General features: G+C 68.8%; 13 protein-coding genes. 6 read left to right on the forward strand and 7 right to left on the reverse strand.

Annotation, left to right across the window (positions count from 1 at the left end; genetic code table 11):
• Positions 1-51 precede the first annotated feature (51 nt).
• Positions 52-2,199 (forward strand): RNA polymerase recycling motor ATPase HelR, encoded by a 2,148-nt coding sequence (helR, locus tag OHA98_RS00820; RefSeq protein ID WP_266922153.1) that lies wholly within the window; start codon positions 52-54, stop codon positions 2,197-2,199.
• A 12-nt stretch (positions 2,200-2,211) separates the two neighbouring features.
• On the opposite strand, the gene OHA98_RS00825 is transcribed toward helR, so the two are convergent.
• The gene (locus OHA98_RS00825; RefSeq protein ID WP_266922154.1) at positions 2,212-2,586 is read right to left on the reverse strand and encodes a DUF4259 domain-containing protein; all 375 of its coding nucleotides are present in this window, start codon (positions 2,584-2,586) and stop codon (positions 2,212-2,214) included.
• A gap of 103 nt (positions 2,587-2,689) precedes the next feature.
• On the reverse strand, positions 2,690-3,172 hold the full coding sequence (locus tag OHA98_RS00830; RefSeq protein ID WP_266922155.1) for a MarR family winged helix-turn-helix transcriptional regulator: 483 nt from the start codon (positions 3,170-3,172) through the stop codon (positions 2,690-2,692).
• Positions 3,173-3,281: 109 nt separating this feature from the next.
• Here OHA98_RS00830 and OHA98_RS00835 point away from each other — a divergent pair, with 109 nt between their 5' ends.
• Positions 3,282-4,031, forward strand: coding sequence for a dienelactone hydrolase family protein (locus OHA98_RS00835; RefSeq protein ID WP_266922156.1), 750 nt, complete (start codon positions 3,282-3,284; stop codon positions 4,029-4,031).
• Here the strand turns inward: OHA98_RS00835 and dnaB are convergent, their stop codons facing one another.
• Complete coding sequence (dnaB, locus tag OHA98_RS00840; RefSeq protein WP_266922157.1) at positions 4,032-5,507, reverse strand: replicative DNA helicase; 1,476 nt, start codon at positions 5,505-5,507, stop codon at positions 4,032-4,034.
• 458 nt (positions 5,508-5,965) lie between these two features.
• On the opposite strand from dnaB, the gene OHA98_RS00845 reads away from it, so the two are divergent.
• Entirely contained in the window at positions 5,966-7,303 is a 1,338-nt protein-coding gene (locus OHA98_RS00845) for an MATE family efflux transporter (protein WP_266922158.1), read from the forward strand.
• Positions 7,304-7,494: 191 nt separating this feature from the next.
• Here the strand turns inward: OHA98_RS00845 and rplI are convergent, their stop codons facing one another.
• From rplI to rpsF, 4 genes are all read right to left on the reverse strand, one after another.
• Positions 7,495-7,941, reverse strand: coding sequence for a 50S ribosomal protein L9 (gene rplI, locus OHA98_RS00850; RefSeq protein WP_266922159.1), 447 nt, complete (start codon positions 7,939-7,941; stop codon positions 7,495-7,497).
• A gap of 18 nt (positions 7,942-7,959) precedes the next feature.
• Positions 7,960-8,196, reverse strand: a complete 237-nt coding sequence (gene rpsR / locus OHA98_RS00855) for a 30S ribosomal protein S18 (protein ID WP_003967857.1) — start codon at positions 8,194-8,196, stop codon at positions 7,960-7,962.
• A 43-nt stretch (positions 8,197-8,239) separates the two neighbouring features.
• A complete protein-coding gene (locus OHA98_RS00860) occupies positions 8,240-8,854 on the reverse strand; it encodes a single-stranded DNA-binding protein (protein ID WP_266922160.1) in 615 nt (204 codons plus the stop codon).
• A gap of 74 nt (positions 8,855-8,928) precedes the next feature.
• On the reverse strand, positions 8,929-9,219 hold the full coding sequence (gene rpsF, locus OHA98_RS00865) for a 30S ribosomal protein S6 (RefSeq protein WP_266922161.1): 291 nt from the start codon (positions 9,217-9,219) through the stop codon (positions 8,929-8,931).
• A gap of 281 nt (positions 9,220-9,500) precedes the next feature.
• On the opposite strand from rpsF, the gene OHA98_RS00870 reads away from it, so the two are divergent.
• The 3 genes from OHA98_RS00870 to OHA98_RS00880 all read left to right on the forward strand — a co-directional run bounded on the left by OHA98_RS00870 (position 9,501) and on the right by OHA98_RS00880 (position 12,257).
• Complete coding sequence (locus OHA98_RS00870) at positions 9,501-9,815, forward strand: hypothetical protein (RefSeq protein ID WP_266922162.1); 315 nt, start codon at positions 9,501-9,503, stop codon at positions 9,813-9,815.
• Positions 9,816-9,966: 151 nt separating this feature from the next.
• Positions 9,967-11,085, forward strand: a complete 1,119-nt coding sequence (locus OHA98_RS00875; protein WP_266922163.1) for a peptidoglycan bridge formation glycyltransferase FemA/FemB family protein — start codon at positions 9,967-9,969, stop codon at positions 11,083-11,085.
• Positions 11,086-11,225: 140 nt separating this feature from the next.
• On the forward strand, positions 11,226-12,257 hold the full coding sequence (locus OHA98_RS00880; protein ID WP_266922164.1) for an alanine racemase: 1,032 nt from the start codon (positions 11,226-11,228) through the stop codon (positions 12,255-12,257).
• Positions 12,258-12,291 lie beyond the last annotated feature (34 nt).

Raw genomic sequence — 12,291 nt, forward strand, 5'->3', positions numbered from 1 at the left:
AACGTCCCGCCGGACGCGACGGCCGCAACGGCCTCAGATCGGAGTCATGCCGTGCACCCCCTGACCACCAGCGCGTTCGACCTTCCCGACCGTCTCTCCCCCAAGGCCGACCCGGCGCTGATCGCCGCCGACGAGCGTCACTTCGCGGCCATCGCGGACTGCCTCGAAGCGTCGCTCGCCGAACTGTCCGACCGCCTCGACGCCGAGCGCCGGGCGCCCGGGGTCATCGGCCGGCAGGCCATGGACCGGGACCTGGAGATCCACCGGCTGACCGCGCGCCTGCGCGCACTGCGCCGCTTCGGCCTGGACCTGTGCCTCGGGCACATGGTCAGCGAGGAGAGCGGCGAAACCGTGTACGTCGGACGGTTCGGCCTGACGGACAGCGCGGACCGCCGGCTCCTGCTCGACTGGCGCTCCCCCGCCGCCGAGCCGTTCTTCGGGGCCACCCACGCCAACCCGATGGGACTGACCAGCCGCCGCAGGTACCGCTGGACCCGCGGCCGGATCAGCGACTACTGGGACGAGGTGTTCACCTCGGACGGGTTCGCCGGGAACGCCGCACTCGACGACCAGTCCGCCTTCATCGCCAGCCTGGGCAGCAACCGGTCCGCGCGGATGCGCGATGTGCTCGGCACCATCCAGGCCGACCAGGACGCCATCATCCGCGCGGGCTCCCGCGGCGCTCTCGTCGTCGACGGCGGGCCGGGCACGGGCAAGACCGTCGTCGCCCTGCACCGCTCCGCCTATCTCCTCTACTCCGACCCCCGCCTCGGTCACCGCCGCGGCGGCGTCCTGTTCGTCGGTCCGCACCAGCCCTACCTGGGGTACGTCGCCGATGTCCTCCCCAGCCTCGGCGAGGAGGGCGTGCGGACCTGCACCCTGCGCGACCTCGTCACCGAAGGAGCCGAGGCGACGGCCGAGACCGACCCGGCCGTGGCCCGGCTGAAGTCCTCCGCGGAGCTGGTCAAGGCGGTCGAGACGGCCGTCAGGTTCTACGAGGACCCGCCCGCCGGGGGAATGACGGTCACGACCCACTGGTCCGACATCCGGCTGAGCGCCGGCGACTGGGCCGCGGCGTTCGAAGCGGCGGAACCCGGTACGCCGCACAACGAGGCGCACGACCAGATCTGGGAGGAGCTGCTCACGATCCTCGTGGACAAGCACGACGGCGATGCCCCGGACGACCAGCTCCGCGCGTCGCTGACGCGGAACAGGGAACTGCGCACGGCCTTCAACCGCGCATGGCCGCTGCTCGAAGCGGCCGACATCGTCGGAGACCTGTGGTCGGTACCCGCGTATCTGCGCAAGTGCGCTCCCTGGCTCGGATCCGACGAGGTGGCGCTGCTGCAGCGCGGGGACGCCCGTGCCTGGACGGTGTCCGACCTGCCGATCCTGGACGCGGCACGGCAGCGGATCGGCGACCCGGAGGCGTCGCGGCGCAGGCGGCGGCACAGAGCGGCGGTCGCCGCCGAACGCGAGCACATGGACAAGGTCGTCGACGCCCTGCTCGAAGCCGACGACGACGGGGAGGGCCTGGTCACGATGCTGCGCGGGAAGGACATCCAGAACACCCTGGTCGACGAGAGCGCACCGACCGGCATCGAGCCCGACCTGCTCGCCGGCCCGTTCGCGCACATCGTCGTGGACGAGGCCCAGGAACTGACCGACGCGGAGTGGCAGATGCTGCTGCTCCGGTGCCCCTCCCGGAGCTTCACCATCGTCGGCGACCGGGCCCAGGCCAGGCACGGCTTCACGGAGTCATGGCAGGAACGGCTCGAACGGGCCGGCCTCGACCGGATCGGCCTGGCCTCCCTGAGCGTCAACTACCGGACGCCGGAAGAGATCATGGCGGAAGCCGAGCCGGTCATCCGCGCGGTGCTCCCGGACGCCAACGTCCCGGCCTCGATCCGCAGCAGCGGTCTCCCCGTCGTCCACGGATCCGTCGCCGAACGGGACTCGATCCTCGGTGCCTGGCTCGCCGCGCATACCGACGGGATCGCCTGCGTCATCGGCGATCCCACGTTCCCGGAGACGCCCCGCGTCCGGTCGCTGACCCCGGAGCTGTCGAAGGGACTCGAATTCGACCTGGTCGTCCTCATCGACCCGGACACGTTCGGCGAGGGCGTCGGAGGAGCGGTCGACCGCTATGTCGCGATGACCCGGGCCACCCAGCAACTCGTCATCCTCACGAGCGGCTGAGGGCCGTCCCGGCTACTCCGCGTGTGCGGCAGCGGCCTCGGCCAGCTGGTCGAAGGTGCGGACCAGTACCGCCCGCCGTTCCTCCTTGTAGTCCTGCGAGGGTTCCAGATCGTCGATCGTCCGCTCCCAGACGGCTATGAAGTGCTTCTTCCACTTCTCCACCAGCTCCGGGCGCAGCAGGGTGTCCGAGGTGTGGCCGGCCCGGGTGAGGACGGTCAGCAGCTCCAGCTGGCACGGCACGGCCACGCCCCAGTACTCGTCGGCCTCGATCTCGACCGGATCGCCGTCCATCGCCTCGGCGACCTCCGCGACGAGCCGGTCGATGAAGGACGACACATAGTCCCTGGCCGTGTCGCTCTCGAAGTTCCCGCTGCCCCACGTGCCCATGGCTTCTCCTCCGCATGGTGGCGTCACATCACGATGGGGACATCGAAGCAGGGAGCACTGACAAAGCGGTCCGGGGAGACCTTCGCCGCGGCACGGCGAACGCTCAAGCGGTACGGGTGTGGTGGTCCAGCAGGCACGTGAGCAACCGCGTGAACTGCTCGCGCTCGGCCGGAGTCAACGGCGCGAGCAGTTCGTCGTGGAGGCCGTCCAGGACGTCGTCGAGAAGGCGGAGCTGACGGCGGCCCCGGGCGGAGATCGTGATGATGTTGCGGCGCCGGTCGGCGGGATCCGGTGCCCGCTCGACGAACCCGCGCTCGGCCAGTTCGTTGAGCACGCCGACCATGTCGCTGCGGTAGATGCCGGTACGCCGGCTCAGCAACGCCTGGCTGCCGGGCCCCAGATCCTGGAGCGAGGCGAGCACGGCGTAGTGCCACTTACGGGTGCCGACCCGGGTCAGCCCCTCGGAGATCAGCCGGTCCGACCGTACGGTCAGCTGCGACAGCAGCTGGCTCGCCCGCCGGCGCAGCCTGTCGGGCGTCTTGAGCGCGCCGTCGTCGGGCAGGTCCGCGGCCTCGGATCCGGTCATGGCGCCCATCCTACTCATTGCGTTAGTCCGACTAACGATGTAGGTTCGCTCGCGCCAAGATCGTTAGTGCAACTAACGTTGTTCGAGCGGACTCCAAGGAAGGAAGATCTTGCCCACCACGACAGTACTGATTCCCACCCCGGACGGCCGGGCCGACGCTTTCGCCGCTTTCCCCGACGGTGGCGAGCGGCACCCGGGGGTGCTGCTGTACCAGGACGCCTTCGGCCTGCGGCCCGAGTTGGAGGACAAGGCCCGCGAACTGGCCGCGCACGGCTACTACGTGCTCGTCCCCAACGTCTACTACCGGCACGGCCCGGCACCGGTGACCGAGCTTCCCGGGCACATCGGGAAGGAGATCCGGCCCGCGGTCATCGACCGGCTGATGCCCCTGATCACGGGACACACCACCGAAACGGTCCTGCGCGACGCCGACGCGTACCTCACGTTCCTCACCACCCGGCCCGAGGTCACCGCCGGACCCGTCGCCGCGATCGGCTACTGCATGGGCGGCGCCCTGGCCGTACGCACCGCGGCGGCCCACCCCGGCCGGGTCGCCGCCGTCGCCGGATTCCACCCCAGCCCCCTGGTCACCGACGCGCCCGACAGCCCGCACCACCTCTTCGGCGAACTCACCGCACAGGTCCATCTCGGGCTCGCCGAGGGCGACATGACCCCCGAGACCACCCGTGGACTCCTCCAGACCCTGGACGCCGCGGGTGTCGAGCACACCACGGAGATCTACCCCGGTACCGTCCACGGCTTCACCATGTCCGACACCGACGCCTTCAGCCCCTTGGCGGTGCGGCGCCACTGGGACCGCCTGCTCCTGCTGCTCCGCCGGACCCTGCCCGCCGTCTGATCAGGTCTGCGCCATGTCGACGAAGCGGGAGTAGTGGCCCTGGAAGGCCACGGTGATGGTGGCCGTCGGGCCGTTACGGTGCTTGGCCACGATCAGGTCCGCCTCGCCGGCCCGGGGCGACTCCTTCTCGTACGCGTCCTCGCGGTGCAGCAGGATGACCATGTCCGCGTCCTGCTCGATGGAGCCGGACTCACGCAGGTCGGAGACCATCGGCTTCTTGTCCGTACGCTGCTCCGGTCCACGGTTCAGCTGCGAGAGGGCGATGACCGGGAGCTCCAGCTCCTTGGCCAGCAGCTTGAGGTTTCGGGACATGTCCGAGACCTCCTGCTGCCGGCTCTCGGCGCGCTTCGCGCCGCCGGACTGCATCAGCTGGAGATAGTCGATGACCACGAGCTTGAGTTCGTTGCGCTGCTTGAGGCGACGGCACTTCGCGCGGATCTCCATCATGGAGAGGTTCGGCGAATCGTCGATGTACAGCGGGGCTGCCGAGACATCGGGCATCCGCCGGGCGAGCCGCGTCCAGTCCTCGTCGGTCATCGTGCCGGAGCGCATGTGGTGCAGAGCCACCCGCGCCTCCGCGGACAGCAGACGCATCGCGATCTCGTTGCGCCCCATTTCGAGCGAGAAGATCACGCTCGGCAGGTTGCTCTTGATCGAACAGGCCCGCGCGAAGTCCAGGGCCAGTGTGGACTTTCCCATGGCGGGACGCGCCGCGATGACAATCATCTGGCCGGGGTGCAGCCCGTTCGTCAGGGCGTCCAGATCCGTGAAGCCGGTCGGCACACCGGTCATCTCGCCGCTGCGCGAACCGATCGCCTCGATCTCGTCGAGCGCGCCTTCCATGATGTCGCCGAGCGGCAGATAGTCCTCGCTGGTCCGCTGCTCGGTGACGGCGTAGATCTCGGCCTGCGCGGAGTTGACGATCTCGTCGACGTCCCCGTCGGCCGCGTATCCCATCTGCGTGATCTTCGTGCCGGCCTCGACGAGCCGCCGGAGGACCGCCCGCTCGTGGACGATCTCCGCGTAGTACGAGGCGTTGGCCGCGGTCGGCACCGACTGGACCAGGGTGTGCAGATACGGGGCTCCGCCGACCTTGGTGATCTCCCCCCGCTTGACCAGTTCGGCGGCGACCGTGATCGGGTCGGCCGGCTCGCCCTTGGCGTAGAGGTCGAGGATCGCGGTGTAGACCGTCTCATGGGCCGGGCGGTAGAAGTCGTGGCCCTTGATGATCTCCACGACGTCGGCGATGGCGTCCTTGGACAGCAGCATGCCGCCGAGCACCGACTGCTCCGCGTCGAGATCCTGCGGCGGCACCCGCTCGAAGCCGGGGGAGCCACCGTCCCAGCCGTCCTCCGAGCCCCGGTCGTGCCGGTCCTCGCGCCCCTTGCGGTCTCCGCGGCGCTGACGGGAAACGGGCAGACGGTCACTGGGACCGGTGTCGGCCCAGGGGTCGTCCAAAGGCTCGGGAATGCTCACCGGGCCACCTCCTCCCGTCCGCTTCGCGGACCTAGCCATGCCACTCTTTCTTACGGCACGGCACCGACAAACAGGACGCCCGACTCCGCTTCCGGCGCGTCGAGTTCTGCGGGTTCCGAGGCCGGAACGGAGTGCGGGCGCCGGACCACGGTAGGCCGCTCCGCACCGTCAGCCAATCTGGTTATCCACAGGGCATGTGGACGACGGACCAGATGCTGTGGAGAACTCCGCCGAACCTGTGCACGGACCAGGGGACAGCACTGTGGACAAACTCATAGCCAACCGACCATCAATGCCCTGACCTGCATGTTCTCCATCCACTGACTGTGGGGGAGAAAAACTTTTGCCCTCGGCTCAAGTTCGCCGCGCACCGCGCACACATGCGCGCACAGCCAGGGCAAAAGTAAGGACTGAAATGGCATTGCATCTCTTACCTGTGGAAGATTAGATTAACCCCCATGACCCAGGCCTCCGCGACCCCGCCGTCCAGCCGCAGAAGGCATGACCGCGAGATCATCGCACTCGCCGTCCCCGCCTTCGGCGCACTCGTCGCCGAGCCCCTGTTCGTGATGGTCGACAGCGCCATCGTCGGCCATCTCGGCACCCCTCAGCTGGCCGGTCTCGGCGTCGCCGCCGCACTGCTGATGACCGCTGTGAGCGTCTTCGTCTTCCTCGCGTACGCCACCACCGCCGCCGTCGCGCGCCGGGTCGGCGCGGGTGACCTGCCGTCCGCGATCCGCCAGGGCATGGACGGCATCTGGCTCGCACTGCTGCTCGGCGCTGTCGTGGTGGCACTCGCCCTCCCCTCCGCGCCCTGGCTCGTCGAGGTCTTCGGCGCATCCGACACCGCGGCCCCGTACGCCACCACGTATCTGCGGATCTCCAGCCTCGGCATCCCCGCCATGCTGGTGGTGCTCGCCGCGACGGGTGTTCTGCGCGGTCTCCAGGACACGCGCACTCCCCTCTACGTCGCCATCGGCGGTTTCGCGGCCAATGGCGCGCTCAACGCGGCCCTCGTCTACGGCGCCGGCCTCGGCATCGCCGGATCCGCCTGGGGCACCGTGATCGCCCAGGTCGGTATGGCCATCGCCTATCTGATCGTGGTGGTGCGGGGAGCACGCCGGCATGGAGCCTCCCTGCGCCCCGATGCCACCGGGATCAGAGCCAGTGCCCAAGCGGGCGTCCCCCTGCTGGTCCGTACGCTGTCGCTGCGCGCCGTCCTGATGATCGCCACCGCTGTCGCCGCCCGCCTCGGGGACACGGACATCGCCGCGCACCAGATCATCCTGTCGCTCTGGAGCCTCACCGCCTTCGCCCTCGACGCGATCGCCATCGCGGGACAGGCCATCATCGGCCGCTATCTCGGGGCGAACGACGCCAAGGGCGCACGTGAGGCCTGCCGCCGCATGGTCGAGTGGGGGATCGGCTGCGGAGTGGTGCTCGGCGTACTGATCATTCTTGCCCGGCCCCTGTTCATCCCGCTGTTCACCAGTGACCCGTCCGTCAAGGACACCCTGCTCCCGGTACTGCTGGTCATAGCGATCTCCCAGCCGATCGCAGGTGTGGTCTTCGTCCTGGACGGCGTACTGATGGGAGCGGGAGACGGGCGCTATCTCGCCTGGGCCATGCTGATCACCCTGGCCGTCTTCGCCCCGGTGGCCCTGCTCGTCCCCACCCTCGGCGGTGGCCTCACGGCACTCTGGTGGGCCATGACCCTGATGATGGCGGTCCGGCTGGTGACGCTGTGGCTGCGCACCCGGTCGGGCCGCTGGATCGTCACCGGCGCCACACGCTGACCCAGACACACCCAGGGTGACCCAGCCACACCCACACGCTGCCCCAGCCACACTGAACCGAGCCGGCTCCACCCGCCGCCTTCGCCGTTTCACGTGAAACCGCGACCACGGCCACCGTTGTTTCACGTGAAACGACGAAGGGCCGCACCCACTGGGTGCGGCCCTTCACCTTGCTCTGCTGAGCTCTGCCCTTAGGCAGCAACGACCTCGATGCCGAGCTTCGCTGCGACCTCGGGGTGCAGACGCACGGACACCTGGTGTCCGCCGAGCGTCTTGATCGGCGAGCCGAGCTCGACGCGACGCTTGTCGACGTCGGGGCCACCGGCAGCCTTGATCGCCGAGGCGACGTCGGCCGGGGTGACGGAGCCGAAGAGACGGCCGGCGTCGCCGGAGCGAACAGCCAGACGGACCTTCACGGCCTCGAGCTTGGCCTTGATCTCGTTGGCCTGCTCGATCGTCGCGATCTCGTGGATCTTGCGGGCGCGGCGGATCTGCGCCACGTCCTTCTCGCCACCCTTGGTCCAGCGGATGGCGAAGCCACGCGGAACCAGGTAGTTACGGGCGTACCCGTCCTTGACGTCGACGACGTCGCCGGCGGCACCGAGGCCGGAGACCTCGTGGGTGAGGATGATCTTCATGCTCTTGTCACCCTTCCCTTATCGCGCGGTGGACGTGTAGGGCAGCAGCGCCATCTCACGGCTGTTCTTGACTGCCGTGGCGACGTCACGCTGGTGCTGCGTGCAGTTGCCGGTGACGCGGCGGGCACGGATCTTGCCACGGTCGGAAATGAACTTCCGCAGCATGTTCGTGTCCTTGTAGTCCACGTACTGGGTCTTGTCCTTGCAGAATGCGCAGACCTTCTTCTTAGGCTTGCGCACAGGCGGCTTCGCCATGGTGTTTCTCCTGTGTGATCAAGAAGTGGGGGTACGAGCTGCCCTAGAAGGGCGGCTCGTCCGAGTAGCCGCCGCCAGAGCCGCCGGAACCGCCGGAGCTTCCGCCCCAGCCGCCTCCGCCGCCCTGCTGGCCCCCGCCCTGCTGGCCGCCTGCCGGCGCGCCGGTGGCCCACGGGTCGTCGGCGGGAGCACCGCCACCACCCTGCTGGCCACCGCCACCGGGACCGCCGCCCCAGTTGCCGCCGCCCTGCTGGCCGCCGCCGTATCCACCCTGGCCGCCCTGGCCACCGCGACCCGTGGTCTTGGTGACCTTGGCCGTGGCGTTCTTGAGGCTGGGGCCGACTTCCTCGACGTCCAGCTCGTAGACCGTGCGCTTGACGCCCTCACGGTCCTCGTAGGACCGCTGCTTCAGCCGGCCCTGCACGACAACGCGCATGCCTCGCTGGAGCGACTCCGCGACGTTCTCCGCCGCCTGACGCCAGACCGAGCAGGTGAGGAACAGGCCTTCGCCGTCCTTCCACTCATTGGTCTGCCGGTCGAAGATGCGGGGAGTGGACGCGACACGGAACTTCGCGACCGCCGCACCGGACGGGGTGAAGCGCAGCTCGGGGTCGTCGACGAGATTGCCGACGACCGTGATGACGGTCTCGCCTGCCATGGGTGAACCTCTCGGCGGGGATTGCTTCTGGCTGCTTGCTGCTACTCGAACCCGATGACCACTGAGCTAGATGCTCAGTGGGTCTCGGGACGGAGGACCTTGGTCCGGAGGACCGACTCGTTCAGGCTCATCTGGCGGTCGAGCTCCTTGACGATCGCAGGCTCGGCCTGCAGATCGATGACCGAGTAGATGCCCTCGGGCTTCTTCTTGATCTCGTAAGCGAGCCGACGACGGCCCCAGGTGTCGACCTTCTCAACCTTTCCGTTGCCCTCACGGACGACGGAGAGGAAGTTCTCGATCAGCGGGGAGACTGCTCGCTCCTCGAGATCGGGGTCGAGGATGACCATCACCTCGTAGTGACGCATGTGGAACCCACCTCCTTTGGACTCAGCGGCCACGGTCGTTCCGTGGCAGGAGGGTCGTGATGCGTAAGCAACAGTGTCTCCGAGTAAAACAGCCGCCACTGACAAATCCGCTCCGTGAAGAGGGACTCGCTCTGTGCTGGCCTGGGCAGACACCGGTGCAGACCGTACAGAGTACCCGTAGACCGGCTTCCGGTTGAAATCCGGTGCCCGAAGGACGCAATCTGTACACATCGGATGTGAGCGGCGCTACAGTGCGCCGCCTTCCGGCCAGGAGGTACTCCATGGCACAGGCAATGCGACCCCGTCCCCCCGTCTCCCTCTTCGCCACGGACGGCAAGGCCCATCCGCTGCAGGACGGCCTGATGGCGGTGACCCTGGTCCTCGGCGCTCTCGCGTTCGTGACGGCGATGTTCCACAACCTGCACCTGATCAGCTCGTGGGCCGGTCTGATCGGCATCCTCACGGGCGCCTACGGGCAGTACATATCGGTGACCACCCGCGAGAGGTTCCCGCTCATCCTCGGCCTCGGAGCGTCCGCCATCGGATTCTTCCTGGGGATGGCCCACGGAGGCCTCTTCGGCGGTGTGATCGGCTGACCGCCCGTCCGCCCGCGGCCGGGCCCCGGCCCCAGGGGGCGGGGCCCGGTCCGGGCGGGGCCAGGCCGGGCGCTCCTCGGTCACAGTAGGCTTCGGCGCGAGAGCCGGAGCCCCTGACCGATGGGGACACACCTGCCGAGGAGCGCCCCGCATGAGCCTGACCCTGAGGACCATCAGCCGAGAGCAGCATCTGGCGTACATCCAGAGCCTGCCCTCGGCCAGTCACTGCCAGGTCCCGGCGTGGGCTGATGTGAAGACCGAATGGCGCTCGGAGAACCTGGGCTGGTTCGACCGCAACGGCGACATGGTGGGCGCGGGTCTCGTCCTCTACCGCCAGCTGCCCAAGATCAAGCGCTACCTCGCGTACCTCCCCGAGGGCCCGGTCATCAACTGGTACGCGCCCAACCTGGACGACTGGCTCCGGCCGATGCTCGCCCACCTCAAGCAGCAGGGCGCGTTCTCGGTGAAGATGGGCCCGCCGGTGGTCATCCGGCGCTGGGACTCGGCGGCCATCAAGTCCGGTATCCAGGACCCCGAGGTGAAGCGTCTGCGTGACGTCGAGGCCACGTTCATCGAGCCGCGTGCCTTCGAGGTGTCGGACCGGCTGCGCAAGATGGGCTGGCAGCAGGGCGAGGACGGCGGCGCCGGGTTCGGTGACGTACAGCCCCGTTACGTCTTCCAGGTGCCGCTGGCCAACCGTTCCCTCGAAGACGTCCTCAAGGGCTTCAACCAGCTCTGGCGACGCAACATCAAGAAGGCCGACAAGGCGGGCGTCGAGGTCGTCCAGGGCGGCTACGAGGACCTCGCCGAGTGGCAGCGGCTGTACGAGATCACGGCCGTGCGCGACCACTTCCGGCCGCGCCCGCTCTCGTACTTCCAGCGCATGTGGACGGTCCTCAACTCCGAGGACCCCAACCGCATGCGGCTGTACTTCGCCCGGCACAACGGCGTGAACCTCTCCGCGGCCACGATGCTCGTCGTCGGCGGCCACGTCTGGTACTCCTACGGCGCCTCCGACAACATCGGGCGTGAGGTCAGGCCCTCGAACGCGATGCAGTGGCGGATGCTGCGCGACTCGTACGCGATGGGCGCGACCGTCTACGACCTGCGCGGCATCAGCGACTCGCTCGACGAGACCGACCACCTCTTCGGCCTGATCCAGTTCAAGGTCGGCACCGGCGGCGAGGCCGTCGAGTACGTCGGCGAATGGGACTTCCCGCTCAACAAGCTGCTGCACAAGGCGCTCGACATGTATATGTCGCGCCGCTGATCCCAGTGACATCGGTGACGAAACCGGTGTCATTCGTTTCAATGGACAGGCCGGCCGACGCGATCCCGTCGGCGGACATTCCAGCAACCTCCGTACACCTCCGACTCCACCGCAGCCACCAGAAAGGTTCCGGGCCGGCCATGGCGCTCTCCCTCTACGTCGACACCGCGCGCTGGCGGGCGCACCAGAAGTCCGTGATCGACCAGTTCCCCGGCCTCGTACCCGTCTGCAAGGGCAACGGTTACGGCTTCGGCCACGAGCGGCTCGCCGACGAGGCCATCCGCTTCGGCTCCGACACCCTCGCGGTCGGCACGACCTACGAAGCGGCCCGGATCAAGGACTGGTTCAGCGGCGATCTGCTCGTCCTGACCCCCTTCCGGCGGGGCGAGGAGCCGGTGCCGCTCCCCGACCGCGTCATCCGGTCCGTCTCCTCCGTCGACGGCGTGCACGCGCTGGTCGGCGCCCGGGTGGTCATCGAGTGCATGAGCTCGATGAAGCGCCACGGTGTGAAGGAGGAGGAGCTGGGGCTGCTGCACGCCGCGATAGAGGACGTACGGCTCGAAGGCTTCGCCATCCACCTGCCGCTGGACCGCACCGACGGCTCCGACGCCGTCGAGGAGGTCATCGGCTGGATGGACCGGCTGCGCGCGGCCAGGCTGCCGCTGCACACCATGTTCGTCAGCCATCTGCGCGCCGAGGAACTGGCACGGCTCCAGCAGCAGTTCCCGCAGACCCGCTTCCGCGCCCGTATCGGCACCCGGCTCTGGCTCGGCGACCACGACGCGACGGAGTACCGGGGTGCCGTCCTGGACGTCACGGCCGTCGCCAAGGGGGACCGGTTCGGCTACCGCCAGCAGAAGGTGGCCTCGGACGGCTGGCTGGTCGTCGTCGCCGGAGGGACGTCCCACGGCGTCGGCCTGGAGGCCCCCAAGGCACTGCACGGGGTGATGCCGCGCGCCAAGGGCGTGGCCCGCGCCGGTCTGGCGACGGTCAACCGCAATCTGTCGCCGTTCGTCTGGGCCGGCAAGCAGCGCTGGTTCGCCGAGCCGCCGCACATGCAGGTGTCGATCCTGTTCGTCCCCTCGGACGCCCAGGAGCCGAAGGTCGGCGACGAGCTGGTGGCCCACCTGCGCCACACGACCACCCAGTTCGACCGCCTCGTGGACCGCTGACCCGGCCCGTACCGCGCGACCTGCGGCCGGGCAC

The organism is Streptomyces sp. NBC_00654 (assembly GCF_026341775.1).
In the GTDB taxonomy this organism is placed as follows: Bacteria; Actinomycetota; Actinomycetes; order Streptomycetales; family Streptomycetaceae; genus Streptomyces.